Raw genomic sequence first — 23,435 nt, 5'->3', positions numbered from 1 at the left:
CCGTAACGACCAGGAAATACGCGTGAACCAGGACCGTCACGCGGCCGCGTCAGGCTCGGGCCCCATGGACGAGAACCACGGCGAGAACCACGGCCCCCTGGCCGGCTTCACGGTCGGAGTCACCGCCGCCCGGCGCGCGGACGAACTCATCGCGCTGCTGCGCCGGCGCGGCGCGGCCGTCGTCCACGGGCCCGCCCTGCGGATCGTGCCGCTCGCCGACGACACCGAACTCCTCGCCGCCACCAAGGACCTCATCGGCCACGCGCCCGACGTCGTCGTCGCCACCACCGCGATCGGTTTCCGCGGCTGGGTCGAGGCCGCCGAGGGCTGGGGATGCGGACAGGAACTCCTCGACGTGCTGCGCGGCAGCGAACTCCTCGCCCGCGGGCCGAAGGTGAAGGGGGCGGTACGGGCCGCCGGCCTCACCGAGTCCTGGTCGCCGTCCTCCGAATCCATGGCCGAGGTCCTCGACCGGCTCCTCGCCGAGGGCGTGGCCGGGCGGCGCGTCGCCCTCCAGCTCCACGGGGAGCCGCTGCCCGGCTTCGTGGAGGCCCTCACCGCCGCCGGCGCGCAGGTCGTGGGCGTCCCCGTCTACCGCTGGATGCCGCCCGAGGACCCGGCGCCCCTCGACCGGCTCCTCGACGCGGTCCTCGCCGGCGGGCTCGACGCCGTCACCTTCACCAGCGCCCCGGCCGCCGCCTCGCTGCTCTCCCGGGCGGCGGAGAAGGGGGTACGGGACGGGCTCGTCGCCGCGCTGCGGCACGAGGTCCTCGCGGTGTGCGTCGGCCCGGTGACCGCGCTGCCGCTCCAGGCCGAGGGCATCGAGACGTACCAGCCCGAACGCTTCCGGCTCGGGCCGCTCGTCCAGCTCCTCTGCACCGAGCTGCCCGCGCGGGCGCGGGTCCTGCCCGTCGCCGGGCACCGCGTCGAGATCCGCGGACACGCCGTCCTCGTCGACGGCGCGCTGCGGCCCGTTCCGCCCGCCGGCATGGCCCTCCTCGGCCTCCTCGCCCGGCGGCCCGGATGGGTCGTCTCCCGGGCGGAGCTGCTGCGGGCGCTGCCGGGCGCGGGGCGGGACGAGCACGCCGTGGAGACGGCGATGGCCCGCCTCCGCGCGGCCCTCGGCGCCCCCCACCTCATCCAGACGGTCGTCAAACGCGGCTACCGGCTGTCACTGGACCCGTCGGCCGACTCGAAGTACGGGGCGTGACCCGCCGCCGGGCCCCCGCCCCGGCCCGTTAGCGTACGTACGTGATCTCCGACGGTCCTCGCGTGCGCCGCGCCCGCCCCTCCGACGCCCCCGCTCTCGCCGCCGCGCTCTCCCGCAACCGCGCCCACATGCGGCCCTGGGAGCCGCACCGCCCCGATCGTTACTACACCCCGGCCGGCCAGGCGGAGCGGCTCGGGGACGGGAGCGTGCGGTGGGTCGCCGCGGACGGCGGCCGGATCACCGCGTGCGCCACGCTCTCCGGGATCGCCCTCGGGCCCTTCCGCAGCGCCTCCCTCGGGTACTGGGTGGACGAGGAGCACACCGGCCGGGGTCTGGCCACCGCGCTGGTGGAGGAGGTGTGCCGGGCGGCGCGGGAGGAGCAGGGCCTGCACCGGGTCGAGGCGGGGACCGTCCTGGACAACCACGCCTCGCAGCGCGTCCTCGTGAAGGCCGGCTTCGAGCGCTTCGGCACCGCGCCCCGCTACCTCCACATCGACGGCGCCTGGCGCGACCACCACCTCTTCCAGCGCATCCTGCACGACGATCCCCCTCCCCACGCCTGACACGGCGGCCCCGGTGGCGTACGCTCGACGGCTGCCCAGTGCACGTCAGAAGGGGGCCTCGGTGGCCGCGCAGGAAGCCGTGGACACGGTCAGGGACCGTGAGATCGGTGTCGAGCAGGAACATCTGGACCAGGTCTACCGCCGTCTGGAGGAGAAGATCCACGAGGCGGAGTTCCTGATGAACGACGCCGCCCAGCGCGCCCAGGTCGGCACGCCCGGCGCGCTCGCCGAGCGTGACGCCCAGGTCTTCCGTGCCGGGATCCACCTCAACCGGCTGAACAACGAGTTCGAGGACTTCCTCTTCGGCCGGATCGATCTGCTGTACGGCAAGGACGGCAAGAAGGGACCCGACGGCGCCTACACCTCCGTGGAGCCCGCCGAGGACGCCATCCGGCCCGACAACACGGCCGAGATCGGGGAGACCCTCCACATCGGCCGCATCGGCGTCCTGGACTCCGACTACTCCCCGCTCGTCATCGACTGGCGCGCACCCGCCGCCGCGCCCTTCTACCGGTCCACGCCCGTGGACCCCGGCCGGGTGGTACGCCGCCGGGTCATCCGGTCGAAGGGCCGCAAGGTGCTCGGCGTCGAGGACGACCTGATGCGCCCGGAGCTGAAGGCGACCCTCGCCGGACGCGAGCTGCCCGCGATCGGCGACGGCGCCCTGATGGCCGCGCTCGGCCAGGCCCGCAGCCACACCATGCGGGACATCGTCTCCTCCATCCAGGCCGAACAGGACCTGGTCATCCGCGCGCCCGCCGCCTCCGTGACGTACGTCGAGGGCGGCCCCGGCACCGGCAAGACCGCGGTCGCCCTGCACCGGGCGGCCTACCTGCTCTACCAGGACCGGCGCCGGTACGCGGGCGGCATCCTCATCGTCTCGCCGACCCCGCTCCTCGTGTCGTACACGGAGGGCGTGCTGCCCTCGCTCGGCGAGGAGGGCCAGGTCGCGATCCGCGCGCTGGGCTCGCTGGTCGACGGGGTGGAGGCCACCGCGTACGACGAGCCGGCCGTCGCCCGGATCAAGGGCTCCTCCCGCATGGTCGCCGTCCTCCGCAAGGCCGCCCGGGGCGCCCTGGAGACCCCCGCGCCCAAGGCGCAGCCCGAGCTGGGGGAGGACGCCGACCGGGCCCCCGCCGGCACCCCCACCCGGCTGCGGGTGGTCGCCTTCGGCCGCCGCCTGGAGCTGGAGTCCGACGAACTGCGGCGGATCCGGCAGAACGTCCTGTCGGGCACCGCCCCCGTGAACCTGCTCCGCCCGCGCGCCCGCCGGCTGCTCCTCGACGCGCTGTACGCCAAGTCCGGCGCCGTCGGCCGGCACAGCGACCCGGAACTCGCCGCCGAGCTGCGGTCCTCCTTCGACGAGGACGTGTCGACCGAGGACTCCTTCCTCGGCTTCCTCGACGCCTGGTGGCCCGAGCTCACCCCGCGCCGCGTCCTCGACGCGATGGCCGACGAGAAGCGCCTGGGCCGCTGGGCCCGCCGCGTCCTGAACCAGGGGGAGGTGCGGCGGCTCGCCCGCTCGCTGCGCCGCCCCGGCCTGTCGGTGCACGACGTGGCCCTCCTCGACGAGCTGCAGACCCTGCTCGGCGCTCCGGCCCGGCCGCGGCGCAAGCGGGAGTACGACCCGCTGGACCAGCTCACCGGTCTGGAGGAGCTGATGCCGGTACGGGAGGAGACGCAGCGCGAGCGGGCCGAGCGGCTCGCCGCCGAACGCACCGAGTACGCGCACGTCATCGTGGACGAGGCGCAGGACCTCACGCCCATGCAGTGGCGGATGGTCGGCCGCCGGGGCCGGCACGCGACCTGGACGGTGGTGGGCGACCCGGCGCAGTCCTCCTGGTCCGATCCGGACGAGGCCGCCGCCGCCCGCGACGAGGCCCTCGGCAGCCGTCCGCGCCGCCGCTTCGAGCTGACGGTGAACTACCGCAACCCGGCGGAGATCGCGGAGCTCGCCGCGCGTGTCCTCGCGCTCGCGATGCCGGGCAAGGTGGCCCCGCGCGCGGTCCGCTCGACCGGTGTGGAGCCCCGCTTCGTCGCCGTGGCGGAGAACACCCACCTGGCCGAAACCGTACGGTCCGAGGCGGAGCGGCTGCTCGATGAGGTGGACGGCACGGTGGGCGTCGTCGTCGCCATGAACCGGCGCGGCGAGGCGGCCCGCTGGCTCGCCGGGCTGGGCGACCGGGTGGTGGCCCTCGGCTCCCTGGAGGCGAAGGGCCTGGAGTACGACGCCACCCTCGTCGTCTCGCCCGCGGAGATCGCGGACGAGTCCCCGGCCGGTCTGCGGGTCCTGTACGTGGCGCTGACGCGCTCCACGCAGGCCCTGACCGTGTTGTCGGGCCCGCGTGACCTGCCCGACGCCGAGGGCGTACCGGACCTGCTGAGGGACTGATTTCAGGTCAACCTGTGGCGCTGGAAGCACCGGGCGGGGTGGTTTGTTAGCCTGGGTGTGGCACCGGCTCGATCCAAGCCCCCGGGCCCAACCTTCGTCCCTCAGAGGGACCACTTGCCGCGAGGCGAGCATGGCGGGTCGGTGCCACTTAGACGTACATACGAAGTTGAGGCCCCAGGTCACCTCAGGTGACGGGGGCCTCTTCTGCTTCCCCCGCATCTCTCGTATGGTGGAAACTACTTTCCGAAAACAAAATGACCGCATTACCTGCTACCGGCGGGTAGGTGCGACCATCGGAGGGCGCCGCCGGGTCAACCAGCCGGGGCGGCGTAGCAATGAAGCTAGGGAAAGCAGAGGAACTCGGCCATGGCAACGGCGCCCAGCGTCTCGTACTCGATGACGGTCCGCCTTGAGGTACCCGCGAGCGGGACCGCGGTCTCCCAGCTCACCACGGCGGTCGAGTCCCACGGCGGCTCCGTGACCGGCCTCGACGTGACCGCCTCCGGTCACGAGAAGCTGCGCATCGACGTCACCATCGCCGCGACCTCCACCGCGCACGCCGAGGAGATCGTCGAGCAGCTCCGCGGCATCGAGGGCGTCACCCTCGGCAAGGTCTCGGACCGTACCTTCCTGATGCACCTCGGCGGCAAGATCGAGATGGCGTCCAAGCACCCCATCCGCAACCGCGACGACCTCTCCATGATCTACACCCCCGGCGTCGCCCGCGTCTGCATGGCGATCGCCGAGAACCCCGAGGACGCCCGCCGCCTCACCATCAAGCGCAACTCCGTCGCGGTCGTGACCGACGGCTCCGCCGTCCTCGGACTCGGCAACATCGGCCCCAAGGCCGCCCTGCCCGTCATGGAGGGCAAGGCCGCCCTCTTCAAGCGCTTCGCCGGCATCGACGCCTGGCCGATCTGCCTCGACACGCAGGACACCGACGCGATCGTCGAGATCGTCAAGGCCATCGCCCCCGGCTTCGCGGGCATCAACCTGGAGGACATCTCGGCGCCCCGCTGCTTCGAGATCGAGGCCCGGCTGCGCGAGGCCCTCGACATCCCGGTCTTCCACGACGACCAGCACGGCACCGCCATCGTCGTCCTCGCCGCCCTCACCAACGCGCTGCGCGTCGTCGGCAAGGGCATCGGGGACGTCCGGGTCGTCATGTCCGGCGCCGGCGCGGCCGGCACGGCCATCCTCAAGCTGCTCATCGCCGCGGGCGTGAAGCACGCCGTCGTCGCCGACATCCACGGTGTCGTCCACGCCGGCCGCGAGGACCTGGTGGACGCCTCCGCCGACTCGCCGCTGCGCTGGATCGCCGACAACACCAACCCGGAGGGCGTCACCGGCACCCTCAAGGAGGCGGTCGTCGGCGCCGACGTCTTCATCGGCGTCTCCGCCCCGAACCTGCTGGGTGCCGAGGACGTCGCCGCGATGGCCGAGGACGCCATCGTGTTCGCGCTCGCGAACCCCGACCCGGAGGTCGACCCGGCCGCCGCCCGGCAGACCGCCGCCGTCGTCGCCACCGGCCGCTCGGACTTCCCCAACCAGATCAACAACGTGCTGGTCTTCCCGGGTGTCTTCCGCGGTCTGCTCGACGCCCAGTCGCGCACGGTCAACACGGAGATGATGCTCGCCGCCGCCACGGCCCTCGCCGACGTCGTCACCGAGGACGAGCTCAACCCGAACTACATCATCCCGTCGGTCTTCAACGACAAGGTCGCCGGCGCGGTCGCGGGAGCGGTCCGCAACGCGGCCAAGGCGGCCGGCGCGGGCGCCTGAGGCCCGCGCGGCCCCCTCACGCCCCGCGCGACGCCTGACCGGACCCCGGCCGAGCCGGCCGGGGCCCGGGGCCCGTCGGGGCCTCCGCCGTGCCCACGGGCCGTGACCGGGCGTGTCGCGGGTCGCGGCACCATAAACCCGCCTTTAGGGTGGATCTCCGGCTCGGTGTACCTCACGCGGAGTCGACGCTGCGTCACCACCTGGGAACTCTGGCGCTTTTCGTGTGACCCCAGGGGGTGCCGGATTGGCGTTCCCGCCGCTGGTGGGGGCAGGATGCGTGTTTGGGCGCGAGGGTCCGTCAAGGGACCCGGGTCCGGGGACTGTCCGAAGGCCCTGGCAGCATCGGCTTCGCTGTACCCAGTCATGCGGCTCTCGCCGCGTGGCACGCCTCACAGGCAAGAAGAACACGGGAGTAACAACATGAACCGCAGTGAGCTGGTGGCCGCGCTGGCCGACCGCGCCGAGGTGACCCGCAAGGACGCCGACGCCGTCCTCGCCGCCCTCGCCGAGACCGTCGGTGAGGTCGTCGCCAAGGGCGACGAGAAGGTCACGATCCCCGGCTTCCTGACCTTCGAGCGCACCCACCGTGCCGCTCGCACCGCTCGTAACCCGCAGACCGGCGACCCGATCAACATCCCGGCCGGCTACAGCGTGAAGGTCTCCGCGGGCTCGAAGCTCAAGGAAGCCGCCAAGGGCAAGTAAGCCGTCGCGGGCGGGCAGCACCGCCCGTCGGCAGCGTGCCGGGGCCGCTGGACGGCCCGGGGCAGGCACGGAGGGCGGCCACCCTGTCAGGGGGTGGCCGCCCTCTTCGTACGCCCGCGGCCCGTACCGCCCGCGCCCGTACCAGGGACACCTGCTCTCCGGGACGCCCGCGTGGGGCCCGCACGGCGGCAAGGGCCGGCCACGGGGCCCCGGGGACGCGAGAGGGCCCGTACGGCGTCCGTACGGGCCCTCTCGGCGTGCGACCGGGGGTCAGACCAGCGCGCCGCCCGGCAGCTCGACCTTGGCGCCGAGCTCGACCAGCTTGGCCATGAAGTTCTCGTAGCCACGGTTGATCAGGTCGATGCCGTGGACCCGGGACGTGCCCTGGGCCGCAAGCGCCGCGATCAGGTACGAGAAGCCGCCGCGCAGGTCGGGGATGACCAGGTCGGCGCCCTGGAGCTTGGTCGGACCGCTGACGACGGCCGAGTGGAGGAAGTTCCGCTGGCCGAAGCGGCAGTCCGAACCGCCCAGGCACTCGCGGTACAGCTGGATGTGCGCGCCCATCTGGTTCAGGGCGGAGGTGAAGCCGAGCCGCGACTCGTACACCGTCTCGTGGACGATGGAGAGGCCGGAGGCCTGCGTCAGGGCCACCACCAGCGGCTGCTGCCAGTCGGTCTGGAAACCGGGGTGGACGTCCGTCTCCAGGGCGATCGCGTTGAGCGAGCCGCCCGGGTGCCAGAAGCGGATGCCCTCGTCGTCGATCTCGAAGGCGCCGCCGACCTTCCGGTAGGTGTTGAGGAAGGTCATCATCGAGCGCTGCTGCGCGCCGCGCACGTAGATGTTGCCCTCGGTGGCGAGCGCCGCGGAGGCCCAGGAAGCCGCTTCCAGGCGGTCCGGGAGGGCCCGGTGGGTGTAGCCGTCGAGCTTGTCGACACCGGTGATCCGGATGGTCCGGTCGGTGTCCATGGAGATGATCGCGCCCATCTTCTGCAGGACGCAGATCAGGTCCTCGATCTCGGGCTCCACGGCCGCGTTCGACAGCTCGGTGACGCCCTCGGCGAGGACGGCGGTGAGCAGCACCTGCTCGGTCGAGCCGACCGAGGGGTACGGAAGGCGGATCTTGCAGCCGCGAAGACGCTGCGGCGCCTCCAGGTACTGGCCGTCGGCCCGCTTCTCGATGGTCGCGCCGAACTGGCGGAGCACGTCGAAGTGGAAGTCGATCGGCCGGCCGCCGATGTCGCAGCCGCCGAGGCCCGGGATGAAGGCGTGGCCGAGGCGGTGGAGCAGCGGGCCGCAGAAGAGGATCGGGATGCGGGACGAACCGGCGTGGGCGTCGATGTCGGCGACGTTCGCCGACTCGACGTGCGTCGGGTCGAGCACCAGTTCGCCGGGCTCCTCGCCCGGACGCACCGTCACCCCGTGCAGCTGGAGCAGGCCGCGGACGACCCGGACGTCACGGATGTCCGGCACGTTGCGCAGCCGGCTCGGCCCGCTGCCGAGGAGCGCGGCGACCATCGCCTTGGGCACGAGGTTCTTCGCGCCGCGGACGCGGATCTCGCCCTCCAGCGGGGTTCCGCCATGGACGAGCAGTACATCATGGCTGTCAGTGCCGGTCATGAATCTCGCGTTCCGGAGTTGTCGGTCGGGTGGCCAGAGAAAAGGGTAAGGGTCCATGACACCCCCTCCCGGCGTGTCGGGGGGCTTCTCAGACGTAATGAATTCGGCACAACACCCTCCGTCCCCGTGATCTTGCGGAGCGTCACGGTCCGGTTCGATGGGCAGGGCGGTATCGCGCTGTCCCGGCCCCGCTGTCCCCTCCCTTCCGACCTGCGAGAGTCCTCCGTGTAACCGGCATTGCGCCCGACAACCCCCGCGAACGCCGAAGATGCGGGATCATGTGTCGCATGACCGAGGTGTCCTCGCTCACAGGACGGCTGCTCGTGGCCACCCCCGCGCTGGCGGATCCGAATTTCGACCGCGCGGTGGTGCTGCTGCTCGACCACGACGACGAGGGTTCGCTCGGCGTGATCCTCAACCGGCCCACGCCGGTGACCGTCGGCGACATCCTCGCCCCCTGGGCGGATCTGGCCGGCGAGCCCGGGGTCGTCTTCCAGGGCGGACCCGTCTCGCTCGACGCGGCCCTCGGGGTCGCCGTGATCCCCGGCGACGAGGGTCCGCTCGGCTGGCGGCGGGTGCACGGCGCGATCGGCCTCGTCGACCTGGAGACCCCGCCCGAACTCCTCGGCCCCGCGCTCGGTTCGCTGCGCATCTTCGCCGGGTACGCGGGCTGGGGTCCCGGCCAGCTGGAGGACGAACTGACCGAGGGCGCCTGGTACGTGGTCGAGTCCGAGCCCGGCGACGTCTCGTCCCCCCGCCCCGAGACCCTGTGGCGCCAGGTCCTGCGGCGCCAGCGCGGAGACCTGGCCATGGTGGCGACGTACCCGGACGACCCCTCCCTCAACTGACCCGCGCCGGTACGGGGCCGGTCCGGCGCCCCGGAGCGCCGAGCCGTGAAACCGCGCCCCACGGCTTTCAGTACCCTGGGTGCCATGAGCACTCTCGAGCCCGAGCGCGGGGCAGGTACGGGAACCCTCGTCGAGCCGACGCCGCAGGTGTCCCACGGTGACGGCGACCACGAGCGCTACGCCCATTACGTCCAGAAGGACAAGATCATGGCGAGCGCTCTCGACGGCACGCCCGTCGTGGCGCTGTGCGGAAAGGTCTGGGTACCGGGGCGCGACCCCAAGAAGTACCCGGTCTGTCCGATGTGCAAGGAGATCTACGAGTCCATGGGCTCCGGCGGCGGAGACAAGGACAAGGGCGGCAAGGGCGGCGGCCAGGGCAAGTGACCCGCCGCTGACCGACCCCCGAGGTCGGGGACGGCCCCCGTCGCAGGCGCTTCGGCGCCTGCGACGGGGGCCGTTTCGCATGCCCGGGGACGGTGTGCCGGTCGGGGCGGCCGGGACGGAAGTGGTCGAGACCTCTTGTGGGCGGGCGGGAACCGCCCCTAACCTCACGCGTGTTGTGCAGCACGAAACGCACGTTGCGTATGTTGCAACGCACGCTCGGAGGGATCCGTTCCATGAAGCTTCCTGCCCTCTCCCAGGCTCTCGGCTCCGTCCGAGCAGGGGGGACCTCCTTCACCGCTGCGGCGGCCGCGCTCCTGCTCGCCGCCCTCACGGCCACCGCCTGCGCGCCCGGGACCTCCGGAGGCACGGCCGCCGGTGACGAGAAGTCCGGCACCCTCCGCGTCTGGCTGTTCCAGGAGGTGAACAACAAGCCCAAGGAACAGGTCGTCGAACAGGCCGTCACCGCCTTCGAACAGCGGCACGCCGGCACGGAGGTCGAGGTCGAGTACATCCCCGTCGAGACCCGCGCCCAGCGCGTCAAGGCCGCCTTCAACGACCCCGGATCCGCCCCCGACCTCATCGAGTACGGCAACACCGACACCGCCGGATACGTGACGGACGGCGGACTCGCCGACGTCACCGCCGAGTTCGCCGCCTGGCCCGAGGCGAAGGACACCGACCCCACCGCGAAGCGCTCCGTCACCGTCGGCGGCAAGGTCTACGGAGCACCCCTCTTCGTCGGCGTCCGCGCCCTCTACTACCGCACCGACGTCTTCCGCGAACTCGGCCTCACCGTCCCCCGGACCCAGGCCGAACTGGTCACGACCGCGAAGAAGGTCCACCGGGCCAGGCCCGAGCTGTACGGCCTCGCCGTCGGCGGCGCCTACACCTACGGCGCCCTGCCCTTCGTCTGGGCGGCCGGCGGCGAACTCGCCACCGGCGAGGGGCCGGACACCCGCGCCGCGATCGACAGCGAGGCCGCCCGGCGCGGCATCACCACATACACCTCCCTCTTCGGCGACGACAACTGCCCGGCCGCCAAGTGCGCCCAGATGGGCGGCAACGCCACCGTCACCGCCTTCGCCTCCGGCAAGGCCGCCATGGCCATCGGCGGCGACTTCAGCCACGCCGCCGTGGAGGCCGGCACCGTGAAGGGCAAGTACGCCGTCGTCCCCCTCCCCGGCGCCACCCCCGGCTCCATCGCCCCCGCCTTCGCCGGCGGCAACAACCTCGGCGTCCTGCGGAGCACCTCGCACCGCACCCTCGCCGTGGACCTCATGAAGTCCCTCGCCGGGAAGGACACCCAGGCGAAGCTGTTCGACGCGATGGGCTTCCTGCCCACGTACACCGACGTCCGCGCCGACGCGGCCCGCCGCAAGCCCTTCGTGAAGCCGTTCACGGACACCCTGGCGGCCGGCACCCGTTTCGTCCCGGCCTCCGCCGGATGGGGCCGCATCGACTCCTCCCTCGTCCTCCCGACGATGTTCCAGGAGATCGTCAGCGGCCGGAAGGACGTCCGGACGGCCACCGAGGACGCGGCAGGGAAGATGAACGCCGCCTTCACGTCGGCGGGCTGAGCCGATGCCGAACCCGTACGCCGGGAAGTTCCGCGAGCCGCCGGCGGGCGCTGCGGCAGACGGCGGCGGCTCCGGCGGCTCCGTCGCCGCCCGTGCTCCCGAGGCCCCTGCCGCCCCGCGCCCGGGAGCCACGGCCCCGCGCCCGCCGGCGCGGCGGACCCGTTCGCACCGCCCCGGCACGCCCGGCTCCTGGACGCCCTGGCTCTACCTCCTGCCCGCCCTGCTCGTCCTCGGCGCGCTCCTCGTCTACCCCGTCTACCAGCTCGGCCTCATCTCCGTCCTGGAGTACACCCAGGCGCAGGTCAGCGGCGGCGAGCCCACCACCTTCCGGGGCCTCGCCAACTACACGGCACTCTTCACCGACCCCCAGTTCCGGCAGGTCCTCCTCGCCACGGTCGCCTTCGCCGCCGCCTGCGTCGTCACGACCCTCGCCGTGGGCTGTGCCCTCGCCGTGCTCCTGACCCGCGTCCGCGCCCTGCCGCGGCTCGTCCTCATGCTGGCCGCGCTCGGCGCCTGGGCGACCCCCGCCGTCACCGGTTCCACCGTCTGGGTCTTCCTCTTCGACCCCGACTTCGGGCCCGTCAACCGGCTCCTCGGCCTCGGCGACTTCTCGTGGACGTACGGGCGGTACAGCGCCTTCGCCCTGGTCCTGATGGAAGTCGTCTGGTGCTCCTTCCCGTTCGTGATGGTCACCGTCTACGCGGGCATCCGGGCCGTCCCCACCGAGGTCCTGGAGGCCGCCGCCCTCGACGGCGCCTCACAGTGGCGGATCTGGCGCTCCGTCACCGCGCCGCTGCTGAGGCCGATCCTGGTCGTTGTCACGATCCAGTCGATCATCTGGGACTTCAAGGTCTTCACCCAGATCTACGTGATGACGCACGGCGGCGGCATCGCCGGCCAGAACCTCGTCCTCAACGTGTACGCGTACCAGAAGGCCTTCGCCTCCTCCCAGTACAGCCTGGGCGCGGCGATCGGCGTCGTCATGCTGCTGATCCTGCTGGCCGTGACGCTCGTGTACCTCCGGCTCCTGCGCCGCCAGGGAGAAGAACTGTGACCGCCTCCGTCCCTCCTGTCCGCGCCCACGGCCGCGTCCGTACGCCGCTGCGGGCCCGCGTCCGGATCCGGCGGCCCGGGCGTCTCGCCGCCGAGGCCGTCACCCTCCTCGTGGCCGCCGCCGTCGCCTTCCCCCTCTACTGGATGGTCCTCTCGGCCCTCAAACCGGCAGGCGAGATCCAGTCGGCCCAGCCCCGGCCCTGGACGTTCTCCCCGACCCTGGACTCGTTCCGGCGCGTCTTCGAGCAGCAGGAATTCGGCCGTTATTTCCTCAACTCGCTCGTCGTGGCGGTCAGCGTCGTCCTCGCCTCCGCGCTGATCGCCTTCCTGGCGGCGACGGCCGTCACGCGCTTCCGCTTCCGCTACCGTACGACGCTGCTCGTGATGTTCCTGATCGCGCAGATGGTGCCGGTGGAGGCGCTCACCATCCCCCTCTTCTTCCTCATGCGGGACCTCGGCCAGCTCAACACCCTCGGCTCGCTGATCCTGCCCCACCTCGCCTTCTCGCTGCCCTTCGCGATCTGGATGCTGCGGGGCTTCGTCAGGGCCGTCCCCGAGGCCCTGGAGGAACAGGCACAGATCGACGGCGCGAGCCGCACCCGGTTCCTGTGGCAGATCCTCTTCCCCCTGGTGCTGCCCGGCCTCGTCGCGACGAGCGTCTTCTCGTTCATCTCCACCTGGAACGACTTCCTCTTCGCGAAGTCATTCCTCATCAGCGACACCTCGCAGTCGACGCTGCCGATGGCGCTGCTCGTCTTCTTCAAGCCGGACGAGAACGACTGGGGCGGCATCATGGCCGGTTCCACCGTCATGACCGTCCCGGTGCTCGTCTTCTTCGTACTCGTGCAGCGCCGACTGGTCTCCGGACTGGGCGGCGCGGTGAAGGACTGACGCGTGAACCCCGACCTGATGGACCTGATCCCGGCCCCCGTGCGCGTGGAGGGGCCGGACGACCGCACCCGCACCCTCCGCCTCGACGGCCGTACGACCCTGGACGCCGCCCCCGGGACCGGAACCACCGAACGCTGGCTCCGCGCGACCCTCGGCGCCGCCTTCCGCCTCCCCCTGCACCCGCCGCCCGCCGACGGCAGCCCGGCCGCCACCGGGGCCCCGGCCGCCACCGGCATCCGCCTCCGCCTCGACGGCGCACTCGCCCCGGAGGCGTACCGGCTGCGCGTCTCGGCGGCGAGCGGCACCGTCGAGATCACCGGCGGCGGTCCGGCGGGCGTCTTCTGGGGCGCCCAGACCCTCCGCCAGCTCCTCGGCCCCGGAGCTTTCCGGCGCGCGCCCCTGACCGCCGGCCCCCCGCCCGCCCTCGCGGAGCGCACCGTCGAGGACGCCCCGCGCTTCGCCTGGCGCGGCCTCATGCTCGACGTGGCCCGCCACTTCATGCCGAAGGACGACGTCCTGCGCCAGCTCGACCTGCTCGCCGCCCACAAACTGAACGTCCTCCACCTCCACCTCACCGACGACCAGGGCTGGCGCGTCGAGATCCGGCGCCATCCGCGCCTCACCGAGGTCGGGGCGTGGCGGAGCCGTACCAAGTGGGGCCACCGGGCCTCCCCGTACTGGAACGACACCCCGCACGGCGGCTTCTACACCCAGGACGACATCCGCGAGATCGTCGCCTACGCCGCCGACCGGCACATCACCGTCGTCCCGGAGATCGACCTCCCCGGCCACTCGCAGGCCGCCATCGCCGCGTACCCCGAACTGGGCAACACCGACGTCGTCGACACCACCGCCCTGACCGTCTGGGACACCTGGGGCGTCAACCCCAACGTCCTCGCCCCCACGGACGCCGTCCTCCGCTTCTACGAGGGCGTCCTGGAGGAGATCCTCGACCTCTTCCCGGCGGAGACCTCGCCGTTCGTGCACATCGGCGGCGACGAGTGCCCCAAGGACCAGTGGAAGGCCTCCGCCACCGCACAGGCCCGCATCGCCGAACTCGGCGTCGGTGACGAGGACGGGCTCCAGTCGTGGTTCGTCCGCCACTTCGACCGCTGGCTCACCGCCCGGGGCCGCCGCCTCATCGGCTGGGACGAGATCCTGGAGGGCGGCCTGGCGGAGGGCGCCGCCGTGTCGTCCTGGCGGGGGTACGCGGGCGGGATCGCCGCCGCCGAGGCCGGCCACGACGTCGTCATGTGCCCCGAGCAGCACGTCTACCTGGACCACCGTCAGGCCCCGGGCGAGGACGAGCCGATGCCCATCGGGTACGTCCGGACCCTGGAGGACGTCCACCGCTTCGAACCCGTCCCGCCCGGCCTCTCCGCCGCGGCCGCCGCCCGCGTCCTCGGCGCCCAGGCCAACGTCTGGACCGAGGTCATGGAGAACCGCGCCCGCGTCGACTACCAGATGTACCCGCGCCTCGCCGCCTTCGCCGAGGTCGTCTGGTCCGCGCTCCCCGCCCCCGCCGACCGCGACCACGCGGACTTCACCCGGCGCATGGAGACCCACTACCGGCGCCTGGACGCCCTCGGCGTCGACTACCGCCCGCCCGCCGGCCCCCACCCGTGGCAGCGCCGTCCGGGCGTCCCCGGCCGCCCGCTGGAGGGAGCGCCCCCGGACGCCTGACACCGCCCCGCGCCCCCGCCGGCGCGGTGTGAGCGACCTCGCCTCCCCACCTCACCCAGAAGCGGCGAAACGGAAGTTACCGTCACTCCCGGGACGTCGCGGACGGAACAGTCCTTCGTGGACCCTCGCGCCGGACGGCTCGGAAGATGTGCCAGAGTTGCCCCGTCCGGCCTGTGAGCACGTACGGTACGCCCACACGCAGGCGCGAGGGCCGGGCACAGTCGGGGACCACCGGGACACCGGGAAGGGGCAGCGGGTTGACCACGCACGCACCACAGACGGCGCAGTCCGTGACGCTGCCCGTCTCGCTCGACGAGGCCGTGGCGGCGCTCACCGCCATGCCCGCCGCCGTGCCGGTGGCGGGCGGCACCGACCTGATGGCCGCCGTCAACCGAGGTCAGCTCCGTCCCGCCGGACTCGTCGGCCTCGGCCGCATCAACGAGATCCGCGGCTGGCAGTACCAGGACGGCCACGCCCTCCTCGGCGCCGGCCTCACCCACGCCCGCATGGGCCGCCCCGACTTCGCCGCGCTCATTCCCGCCCTCGCCGCCGCCGCGCGTGCCGCCGGCCCGCCGCAGATCCGCAACGCGGGCACCCTCGGCGGCAACGTGGTCACCGCCTCGCCGACCGGCGACTCGCTGCCCGTCCTCGCCGCCCTGGAGGCCGACCTCGTCGTCGTGGGTCCCCTCGGCGAGCGCGAGATCCCCGTCTCCCACCTCCTCGCCGGCCGCGACCTGCTGGCCCCCGGCGAACTCGTGGCCTTCGTCCGCGTGCCGCTGCTGCACGCCCCCCAGGTCTTCCTGAAGGCCACCGGCCGCACCGGACCGGCCCGCGCCACCGCCTCGGTCGCCGTCGTCCTGGACCCGGCCCGGCGCGGAGTGCGCTGCGCGGTCGGCGCCGTCGCGCCCATGCCGCTGCGCCCCCTGGAGGCCGAGCGCTGGATCGCGTCCCTGGTGGACTGGGACAACGCGCGCGGGCTGGCCCCGGAGGCGCTGGCGGCGTTCGGCGAGTACGTCGCCGCCGCCTGCATCCCGGACCCGCAGGGCGACGAGCAGTTGCCCCCGGCCGTACTGCACCTGCGGCGCACCGTCGCCGCACTCGCCCGACGGGCACTGGGGAGGGCACTCGCGTGAGCGGCACCGATCGCAACGAGCAGCAGTACGGGCAGCGGCACGGACACCACGAACAGTCGTCCGAGCAGCCGGAGCCGCACGGGCAGCAGGCCGGCAACCCGGGTGCGTGGCAGCCGATCCCGCAGAGTGAGGGGTACGACGGCGACGCGACCGCCTTCGTGCAGCTGCCGCCCGAGTTCATGCTGGACGGCATTCCGCTGGAGGCCCCCGGCCACGGCTACGTACCGCCGATGATCACGCCGCTCCAGCCCCTCCCGGAGTACCAGCAGCAGATGCGCGCGCAGACGCCGCCCGAGCCGGTGGCCGACCCGGCCGCGGACCCCTCGGCCGCGGACGCGTGGGCGGAGCGGCAGACCGGCCCCTACACGCCGTACGGACAGACCGCGCCCTACGGTCACGCCGAGCCGTACGGGCGGACCGACGCGTACGGGCAGGCCGACCCGTACGGCGAGCAGCCGTACGCGCCCGCCCAGGCCGGTGGCGGGGTCGAGTACTTCGCGCGGACGGAGCAGGCCGAGCGGTACGAGACCGGCGGGGATCAGCCGGGTGCCGAGGACCCGCAGGCGACCGCCGAGTGGCGGTTCGACGCGTCGCCCGAGGCGGGCGTGGGTGTGGACCCGGGCGCGGGCGCGACGGGACAGTGGCAGTTCGAGGTGCCCACCGCCCCCGTGTCGTACGCCGAGGCCCCGCCGACCCTCCCGGGCGGCGCCGCGGCGCCCTGGGCGGTGCCGGAGGCGGGCGCGGAGACGCACGTGACGGACGAGCCGGCGGCCCCCGTGACCGCCGAGGGGCCGTTCCCGGCCACCGAGGCCGCACCCGGGGTCGGGACGGAGCCGGAGGCGCGCGCCGCCGAGGAGTCGGCGTTCGAGGCCCCGGCCCCCGAGGAGTCGGCGTTCGAGGCACCGGCCGAGGAGCCGGCGTTCGAGGCACCGGCCTTCGAGGGCCCGGCCGAGGAGCCGGTCCCGGCCGCCGCGTCCCCGGACTCCGGACCGGAGGTGGCGCCCGAGACCGAGGGGGCGCCTGCGGAGGCCCTGGTGGACGAGTCCCTGCCTGGGCAGGTAGCGCCCGCTCAGGCACCGGGGGGCGAGGCCCTGGCGGATGAGGCACCGTCGCACGAGGCACCGGCGGGCGAGGTTCTGGCGGACCTGGCACCGGCCGGCCAGGAGCCGGACGCCGCGACTGCGGAAGCGGCGCCCCCGCTTGCGTCCGCCGAGAGCGACGAACACCCGAACGTCTCGTACACCCTGCGGGTCAACGGCACCGACCGCCCCGTCACCGACTCCTGGATCGGCGAGTCCCTGCTCTACGTCCTGCGCGAGCGCCTCGGCCTCGCCGGGGCCAAGGACGGCTGCTCCCAGGGCGAGTGCGGCGCGTGCAACGTGCAGGTCGACGGCCGGCTCGTCGCCTCCTGCCTGGTGCCGGCCGCGACGGCCGCCGGCTCCGAGGTGCGTACGGTCGAAGGCCTGGCCGCGGACGGCGAACCGTCCGACGTCCAGCGGGCCCTGGCCCGCTGCGGCACCGTCCAGTGCGGCTTCTGCATTCCGGGCATGTGCATGACGGTGCACGACCTCCTGGAGGGCAACCACGCCCCCACCGAGCTGGAGACGCGGCAGGCCCTCGCCGGCAACCTCTGCCGCTGCTCCGGCTACCGCGGCGTCCTCGAAGCCGTACGGGACGTCGTCGCCGAACGGGAGGCGAGCGCCGCGGCCACCTCGCCCGAGGCTCCCGGCGAAACCCGCGTCCCGCAGCAGATCCCCCACCCGCACGACGGAGGCATGGCGTGAGCAGCGACGCGATCACCGCGGCTCCCACGGCTCTGGACCACCCCGCCCCGGCCCCCGGCGAGGAGCAGGCCGCCCACGGCATCGGCGCCTCCCTCCCGCAGGCGGAGGCCCGGGCCAAGACCGAGGGCACCTTCCCGTACGCCTCCGACCTGTGGGCCGAGGGGCTGCTGTGGGCCGCGCTCCTGCGCTCCCCGCACGCGCACGCGCGGATCGTCTCGGTCGACACGAGCGCCGCCGCCGCGATGCCGGGCGTACGGGCGGTGGTGACGGCCGCCGACGTGCCGGGCGCCGCCACCTACGGCCGCCGGGTCGCCGACCGTCCCGTCTTCGCCGACGGCCTGGTCCGCCACCACGGCGAGGCGATCGCCGCCGTGGCCGCCGACCACCCGGACACGGCCCGGCTCGCCGCCGCCGCGATCCACGTCGAGTACGAGCTCCTCGAACCGGTCACCGACCCGGAGAAGGCCTTCGCCGCCGAGGCCCTCCACCCGGACGGCAACCTCATCCGGCACATCCCGCTCCGCTTCGGGGACCCGGAGGCGACCGGTGAGGTCGTCGTCGAGGGCCTCTACCGGATCGGCCGCCAGGACCCGGCCCCCATCGGCGCCGAGGCCGGCCTCGCCGTGCCCCGCCCGGACGGCGGCGTGGAGATCTACACCGCCTCCACCGACCCGCACACCGACCGCGACCTCGCCGCCGCCTGCTTCGGCCTGCCGCCCGAGCAGGTCAAGGTCGTCGTCACCGGCGTCCCCGGCGCCACCGGCGACCGCGAGGACCCCGGCTTCCAGATCCCCCTGGGCCTCCTGGCGCTGCGCACCGGCTGCCCGGTGAAGCTCACCGCCACCCGCGAGGAGTCCTTCCTCGGCCACTCCCACCGCCACCCCACCCTCCTGCGCTACCGCCACCACGCGGACGCGGACGGCCGCCTGGTGAAGGTCGAGGCACAGGTGCTCCTCGACGCGGGCGCGTACGCGGACTCCTCCTCCGAGTCCCTCGCGGCGGCCGTGGCCTTCGCCTGCGGTCCGTACGTCGTTCCGCACGCCTTCGTGGAGGGCTGGGCGGTCCGCACGAACAACCCACCGTCCGGCCACGTGCGGGGCGAGGGGGCGATGCAGGTCTGCGCGGCCTACGAGGCCCAGATGGACAAACTGGCCGCCAAACTTGGCCTAGACCCGGCCGAGTTGCGGATGCGGAACGTCATGGCGACGGGTGACATCCTGCCCACCGGCCAGACGGTGACCTGCCCCGCACCCGTGGCCGAACTCCTCGCCGCGGTACGGGACTTCCCGCTGCCACCGCTGCCCAAGGACATCCCCGAGGAGGACTGGCTGCTGCCCGGCGGCCCCGAGGGCGCGGGCGAACCCGGTGCCGTACGCCGGGGCGTCGGCTACGCCCTCGGCATGGTGCACATGCTGGGCGCGGAGGGCACGGACGAGGTCTCCACGGCGACGGTACGGGTCCAGGACGGCGTCGCGACGGTCATCTGCTCGGCGGTGGACACCGGTTCGGGCTTCTCGACCCTGGCCCGCCAGATCGTCCAGGAGACCCTCGGCATCGACGAGGTCCACGTCGCCCCCGTCGACACCGACCAGCCCCCGGCCGGACCCGCCGCCCACGGCCGCCACACGTGGGTGTCGGGCGGCGCGGTCGAACGGGCCGCGAAGATGGTCCGTACGCAGCTCCTCCAGCCGCTGGCCCACAAGTTCGGCATGTCCACCGAACTCCTCCAGATCACCGACGGCAAGATCACCTCGTACGACGGCGTGCTCTCCACCACGGTCACCGAGGCCCTGGACGGCAAGGAACTCTGGGCCACCGCCCAGTGCCGCCCTCACCCCACCGAGCCCCTGGACGACGCCGGCCAGGGTGACGCCTTCGTCGGCCTGGCCTTCTGCGCCATCCGCGCGGTCGTGGACGTGGACATCGAACTCGGCGCCGTACGCGTGGTCGAGATGGCCGTCGCCCAGGACGTCGGCCGCGTCCTCAACCCGGCCCAACTGGCCACCCGCATCGAAGCCGGCATCACCCAGGGCGTGGGCGCGGCCCTCACCGAGAACCTCCGCACCACCCGCGGCCTGGTCCGCCACCCCGACTTCACCGGCTACGCACTCCCGACATCCCTGGATGCCCCGGACATTCGCATCGTGAAACTGGTCGAGGAACGCGACGTCGTGGCCCCCTTCGGCGCCAAGGCGGCGAGCGCCGTCCCGGTCGTCACCTCACCCGCCGCGGTGGCCTCAGCCGTACGCGCGGCGACCGGACGCCCCGTGAACCGCCTCCCGATCCGGCCGCAGGCGGCCGTGGCAGCGCCCAATTCGTAACGGCGTGATGTGCGTTGCTTGTGCAACCGGGAGGTGCGGAGTGTCGTCGTCCTTGACTACAGTGAACTACTAGACACACGCACGGTTGTTCACACGGGGGAGGAGCGTGGGCATGGAAGCCTACATGGGTGGGGGTGCGTACGGGATGCGTCCGATGAGTGCGGATGCGGTGCGCTACAACTCCGAGTCGATGACGGAGTTCAAGAAGGGCATCGACGAGCTGATCGACCTGCTCACCAATTCACCGGCGGACCCGAACAAGATGAAGGCCGACCCGGTGTCGCGTGCGCAGTTCGGTGGTGGCGGCCCGTCGTGGGCCGAGGCGCACGGTCTGTACGACTCCTACAACAACGTTCTGAAGCAGCTCACGGATCTCTCCGGTCTGCTTCGTGACAGCCTCGAAGGCCTGGGGATCGCCGTCGTCGCCTCCAAGGACGGCTTCGAGGAGATGGACGACGACGTCAAGCGCAAGATGATCGCGATCCACCAGCGCACGTACGAGGCGAAGCAGCAGGCGGACAGGGAAGCGGGGCGGCAGGCCCCGGCGAACGGCACCGAGACGCTCAAGAGCGACACCTCGCTCCAGTAGGCGGGGGCGGACAGAACTTCGGGGACACGGGGAAGAGGCGAAAGATGAGGCCTGCAGAGGGCGGCGGAGGCGGCGGAACCAACTTCCGCAGCATGCAGCACGAGCAGATGCTGGCATGGTTGGACGAGGCGAGCAGCTTCTACGTCAGGGACGCGGCTGACCGGCTCGAACAAGCCGCCCAGAAGATGCGTGTCATCGCTCAGCAGCTGCGTGACCGCACCGGCCGCGTGGACTGGAAGGGCGAGGCGGAGAAGGCGTTCACCGACTGGGCGGAGAGCGTCGCCAGCTCGACGAACAAGCTGGCGGACTACAGCACTCATGCCTCCAAGTGGATGGGCGACGCGTCGGACGCCATCGCCACGGCACAGAGCGCCATTCCCCGTTACACCTCGCACGCACAGGCGAAGGACAACCTCGACGCCGCGCTCAAGTACCGCAACGACCCGGATGCGCAGTCCGTCGCGCGGAACGCCCGTGGCTCCATGGCAGGTAGTGACGACGCCGCTGCCATCAAGGCCAAGGAAGAGGCCAACCGGCAGGCGGCAGCGGCCGAGATGGAGAAGCTCTCGTCCGCCTACCAGTGGTCGAGCCACCAGATGGCGAGCTTCGACCCGCCGACGTTCCCGCCGCCGCCGGGGGCGTTCGTTCCGGACTACGACGGTAGTCGTGGCACGACCCAACAGGTCGGCTCCACGCAGCAGAGTGACAGCCGTTCCACCGGTACGGACACGGGGACGACGCACACTCCGCGTGGCCAGCACGACATCCCTGCCACGCCCGACCGGTACGTTCCGCCGGCCGGTGACAAGGACGGCCCCACGTACACCGTCCGCCCCGAGGTCCGCCCGGACGTCCTCCCCGAGGTGCGTCCTGACGAGCCCGTGGACCTCGGCATCGACAGTGTGAACACGCTGCCGCCGCCGACCACGACCGGCCCCGGCCCCGCTCCGGTGCCGAGCCCCCAGCCGCCGCTCACCAAGCCGGACGGTTTCACGCCCCCGTTCGTGACGACGGGCATGCCGCCGTTCACCGGCAAGGGCGGTACGACACCGCTGCCGCCGACCGCACCGACCAACGGTGGCGGACGCGGTCCGCTGACCAACGGCGGTCTGCGCGGTCTCGCGACGGGCCCCGGCCCGCTGAGTGGCCCCCGTGAGGGCATCAGCGGCGGTCGGGCGGTGCCCAGCACGCAGGCCGGCCGACCCGCGACCGGCATCCCGCGCAGCACGGTGATCGGCACGGAGCAGGGCGGCCGTGGCGCCGGGCTCGGCCGTGCCCCCATGGCCGGAGGCATGGGTGCGCCCATGGGCGGCGCCATGGGAGCCGGTCAGAGCGGTGTCACCGGTGGTCGCCGACTCGCGGGTGAGACCGGCGGTGTCGTCGGTGGCCGGCCGCAGTCCACCGGCGCGGCGGGCGGCCGTCCCTTCACCCCCGGAGGATCCGGCCTCGTGCGGGGCGGGTCCACTCCGACGGGCGAGCAGCGCGAGGAGCAGAAGGGCGAGCGTCCCGACTACCTTGTCGAGGACGAGGAAACCTGGCAGCGCAACCGCCGTGTGGCGCCGCCCGTCATCGACTGATCAGCGCGAGGAAGCGAAGCAGATGCGTACCAGCAGTGTTCGTCGGAGCCGCGCCCGAGTCGCCGCCTCGGCCGCCTTGGGGATGCTGCTGGTGGGCATCGCGTCCGCACCCGCCCAGGCGGGGAGCGTCCGCGATCAGCAGTGGCAGCTCGATGCCTTTGGAGCCGAAGAAATCTGGCAGCGCAGCACGGGCAAGGGCATTACCGTCGCTGTGATCGACTCCGGCGTGGAGGAGAACCCTGACCTTCGCGGTCGGGTACTGCAGGGCAAGGACTTCGCTCTGGACCATCCAGGAGACGAGAACAACGATTACACCGGTCACGGCACCGGCATGGCGGCACTCATCGCCGGCACAGGCGAGCGGAACGGTGGCAATGGAGCTTTCGGCCTTGCGCCGGGAGCGAAGATTCTCCCCATCCGTATCCCTGGGGCCGACATGGGCAAGGTCAGCCAGGCGCAAGCCCTGGAAGAGTTCAACCGGGTGATGCCCGAAGCGATCCGCTACGCCGCTGACTCCGGCGCCAAGGTCATCAACATCTCCCAAGGCGCCCAAGAAGGATCTCAGCAGCTCACTGACGCGGTGAAGTACGCGTTGGACAAGGGCTCACTGATCTTTGCCGCCGTCGGAAACACCGGTGACAAACTGAACACGGTCGAGTACCCGGCGGCCACCCCTGGTGTCGTGGGCGTCGGCGCCATCGACAGCAAGTTGAAGCGCATTCCGATGTCCCAGTACGGGAGCCAGGTAGACATCGTCGCCCCTGGCAAGGACACCGTTCACGCCTGCGGCGGTGGCACCGGCCTCTGCAAGTCCACCGGCACCAGTGCCGCTACCGCCCTCGCCTCCGCCGCCGCCGCGCTCCTCTGGTCGAAGCACCCCGACTGGACCAGCAACCAGGTTCTGAGGGTCATGCTCAATACCGCCGCCAAGCCGTCCGGTGGCGAGAAGCGCAGCGACTACCTCGGCTACGGAGGCATCCGCCCGCTCCGCGCCCTCAAGACCCCCGGCGACCCCGGCCCCGCCGATGTCCGCCCCATCGACGACCTGACCGAGGCCACCCCCACGACCGCCACGCCCACCGTCACACCGTCCGGCAACGCGGCCCCGCCGAGCCCCGCCTCATCCGGTTCCTCCGCCGCACCCGCACCGGCTCCCGCCGCGCAGGCGAGCGCCGACGACGGCGGCGACACCGGCCTGTGGATCGGCCTCGGAGTCGGCGCCGCCGTACTGCTCGCCGTCGGAGTCGCCGTACCGGTGCTCCGGTCGCGTCGCGGTTGAGCCGGCGACCGATCTGCTTGACCCGTTACCCGGCTGGCAGGGGTGAGGCC

The 23,435-nt window shown here is 72.7% G+C and carries 18 protein-coding genes; 17 read left to right on the top strand and 1 reads right to left on the bottom strand.

The features are described 5' to 3' along the window. Positions 1–64: 64 nt before the first annotated feature. The 5 genes from ACFY60_RS09135 to ACFY60_RS09115 all read left to right on the top strand — a co-directional run bounded on the left by ACFY60_RS09135 (position 65) and on the right by ACFY60_RS09115 (position 6,649). Positions 65–1,210 (top strand): uroporphyrinogen-III synthase, encoded by a 1,146-nt coding sequence (locus ACFY60_RS09135; RefSeq protein ID WP_388609118.1) that lies wholly within the window; start codon positions 65–67, stop codon positions 1,208–1,210. A gap of 41 nt (positions 1,211–1,251) precedes the next feature. Then, positions 1,252–1,773 (top strand): GNAT family N-acetyltransferase, encoded by a 522-nt coding sequence (locus ACFY60_RS09130; RefSeq protein WP_388609116.1) that lies wholly within the window; start codon positions 1,252–1,254, stop codon positions 1,771–1,773. Between the two features lie 61 nt (positions 1,774–1,834). Beyond that, positions 1,835–4,165, top strand: coding sequence for a HelD family protein (locus ACFY60_RS09125; RefSeq protein WP_388609114.1), 2,331 nt, complete (start codon positions 1,835–1,837; stop codon positions 4,163–4,165). A 366-nt stretch (positions 4,166–4,531) separates the two neighbouring features. Further along, entirely contained in the window at positions 4,532–5,947 is a 1,416-nt protein-coding gene (locus tag ACFY60_RS09120; RefSeq protein ID WP_309052592.1) for an NAD-dependent malic enzyme, read from the top strand. Positions 5,948–6,367: 420 nt separating this feature from the next. Next, positions 6,368–6,649 carry an HU family DNA-binding protein gene (locus ACFY60_RS09115; protein ID WP_017237029.1) on the top strand — a complete coding sequence of 94 codons (282 nt, stop codon included), beginning with the start codon at positions 6,368–6,370 and terminating at the stop codon, positions 6,647–6,649. 270 nt (positions 6,650–6,919) lie between these two features. Here the strand turns inward: ACFY60_RS09115 and murA are convergent, their stop codons facing one another. Then, entirely contained in the window at positions 6,920–8,266 is a 1,347-nt protein-coding gene (gene murA / locus ACFY60_RS09110; RefSeq protein WP_388609113.1) for a UDP-N-acetylglucosamine 1-carboxyvinyltransferase, read from the bottom strand. A gap of 287 nt (positions 8,267–8,553) precedes the next feature. On the opposite strand from murA, the gene ACFY60_RS09105 reads away from it, so the two are divergent. From ACFY60_RS09105 to mycP, 12 genes are all read left to right on the top strand, one after another. Further along, a complete protein-coding gene (locus ACFY60_RS09105; protein ID WP_388609112.1) occupies positions 8,554–9,114 on the top strand; it encodes a YqgE/AlgH family protein in 561 nt (186 codons plus the stop codon). Positions 9,115–9,198: 84 nt separating this feature from the next. Next, a complete protein-coding gene (locus tag ACFY60_RS09100; protein WP_309056156.1) occupies positions 9,199–9,498 on the top strand; it encodes a DUF3039 domain-containing protein in 300 nt (99 codons plus the stop codon). Between the two features lie 233 nt (positions 9,499–9,731). After that, positions 9,732–11,075, top strand: a complete 1,344-nt coding sequence (locus tag ACFY60_RS09095) for an extracellular solute-binding protein (RefSeq protein WP_388609110.1) — start codon at positions 9,732–9,734, stop codon at positions 11,073–11,075. 4 nt (positions 11,076–11,079) lie between these two features. Next, on the top strand, positions 11,080–12,129 hold the full coding sequence (locus ACFY60_RS09090) for a carbohydrate ABC transporter permease (RefSeq protein ID WP_388609109.1): 1,050 nt from the start codon (positions 11,080–11,082) through the stop codon (positions 12,127–12,129). A 47-nt stretch (positions 12,130–12,176) separates the two neighbouring features. Further along, positions 12,177–13,019 (top strand): carbohydrate ABC transporter permease, encoded by an 843-nt coding sequence (locus ACFY60_RS09085; protein ID WP_388609241.1) that lies wholly within the window; start codon positions 12,177–12,179, stop codon positions 13,017–13,019. Positions 13,020–13,037: 18 nt separating this feature from the next. Continuing rightward, positions 13,038–14,702 carry a beta-N-acetylhexosaminidase gene (locus ACFY60_RS09080; protein WP_388609240.1) on the top strand — a complete coding sequence of 555 codons (1,665 nt, stop codon included), beginning with the start codon at positions 13,038–13,040 and terminating at the stop codon, positions 14,700–14,702. Between the two features lie 257 nt (positions 14,703–14,959). Beyond that, positions 14,960–15,835, top strand: coding sequence for an FAD binding domain-containing protein (locus ACFY60_RS09075; RefSeq protein WP_309054458.1), 876 nt, complete (start codon positions 14,960–14,962; stop codon positions 15,833–15,835). Further along, positions 15,832–17,619: a 2Fe-2S iron-sulfur cluster-binding protein gene (locus ACFY60_RS09070; protein WP_388609107.1), complete on the top strand. Its 1,788-nt coding sequence runs from the start codon at positions 15,832–15,834 to the stop codon at positions 17,617–17,619. The genes ACFY60_RS09075 and ACFY60_RS09070 overlap by 4 nt, the downstream gene beginning before the upstream one ends. Beyond that, entirely contained in the window at positions 17,616–19,940 is a 2,325-nt protein-coding gene (locus ACFY60_RS09065) for a xanthine dehydrogenase family protein molybdopterin-binding subunit (RefSeq protein ID WP_388609105.1), read from the top strand. Before ACFY60_RS09070 ends, ACFY60_RS09065 begins: the two co-directional genes overlap by 4 nt. Before the next feature lie 154 nt (positions 19,941–20,094). After that, the gene (locus tag ACFY60_RS09060) at positions 20,095–20,529 is read left to right on the top strand and encodes a hypothetical protein (RefSeq protein ID WP_386335558.1); all 435 of its coding nucleotides are present in this window, start codon (positions 20,095–20,097) and stop codon (positions 20,527–20,529) included. A 92-nt stretch (positions 20,530–20,621) separates the two neighbouring features. After that, positions 20,622–22,106: a WXG100 family type VII secretion target gene (locus ACFY60_RS09055; protein WP_388609103.1), complete on the top strand. Its 1,485-nt coding sequence runs from the start codon at positions 20,622–20,624 to the stop codon at positions 22,104–22,106. Positions 22,107–22,128: 22 nt separating this feature from the next. Continuing rightward, on the top strand, positions 22,129–23,385 hold the full coding sequence (gene mycP, locus ACFY60_RS09050; RefSeq protein WP_388609101.1) for a type VII secretion-associated serine protease mycosin: 1,257 nt from the start codon (positions 22,129–22,131) through the stop codon (positions 23,383–23,385). Positions 23,386–23,435 lie beyond the last annotated feature (50 nt).

It is taken from the genome of Streptomyces sp. NPDC012827, from assembly GCF_042900905.1.
GTDB lineage: Bacteria > Actinomycetota > Actinomycetes > Streptomycetales > Streptomycetaceae > Streptomyces > Streptomyces gulbargensis.
Note: the sequence above shows the minus strand (reverse complement) of the source record. Positions and strands in the feature narration are given on the sequence as shown.

Bases quoted from the DNA above. Each gene is read 5' to 3' on its own strand.
- ACFY60_RS09135 (WP_388609118.1), top strand. From the start codon at position 65: ATGGACGAGAACCACGGCGAGAACCACGGCCCCCTGGCCGGCTTCACG.
- ACFY60_RS09120 (WP_309052592.1), top strand. From the start codon at position 4,532: ATGGCAACGGCGCCCAGCGTCTCGTACTCGATGACGGTCCGCCTTGAG.
- ACFY60_RS09115 (WP_017237029.1), top strand. From the start codon at position 6,368: ATGAACCGCAGTGAGCTGGTGGCCGCGCTGGCCGACCGCGCCGAGGTG.
- murA (WP_388609113.1), bottom strand. From the start codon at position 8,266: ATGACCGGCACTGACAGCCATGATGTACTGCTCGTCCATGGCGGAACC.
- ACFY60_RS09105 (WP_388609112.1), top strand. From the start codon at position 8,554: ATGACCGAGGTGTCCTCGCTCACAGGACGGCTGCTCGTGGCCACCCCC.
- ACFY60_RS09100 (WP_309056156.1), top strand. From the start codon at position 9,199: ATGAGCACTCTCGAGCCCGAGCGCGGGGCAGGTACGGGAACCCTCGTC.
- ACFY60_RS09095 (WP_388609110.1), top strand. From the start codon at position 9,732: ATGAAGCTTCCTGCCCTCTCCCAGGCTCTCGGCTCCGTCCGAGCAGGG.
- ACFY60_RS09090 (WP_388609109.1), top strand. From the start codon at position 11,080: ATGCCGAACCCGTACGCCGGGAAGTTCCGCGAGCCGCCGGCGGGCGCT.
- ACFY60_RS09080 (WP_388609240.1), top strand. From the start codon at position 13,038: ATGGACCTGATCCCGGCCCCCGTGCGCGTGGAGGGGCCGGACGACCGC.
- ACFY60_RS09060 (WP_386335558.1), top strand. From the start codon at position 20,095: ATGAGTGCGGATGCGGTGCGCTACAACTCCGAGTCGATGACGGAGTTC.
- ACFY60_RS09055 (WP_388609103.1), top strand. From the start codon at position 20,622: ATGCAGCACGAGCAGATGCTGGCATGGTTGGACGAGGCGAGCAGCTTC.
- mycP (WP_388609101.1), top strand. From the start codon at position 22,129: ATGCGTACCAGCAGTGTTCGTCGGAGCCGCGCCCGAGTCGCCGCCTCG.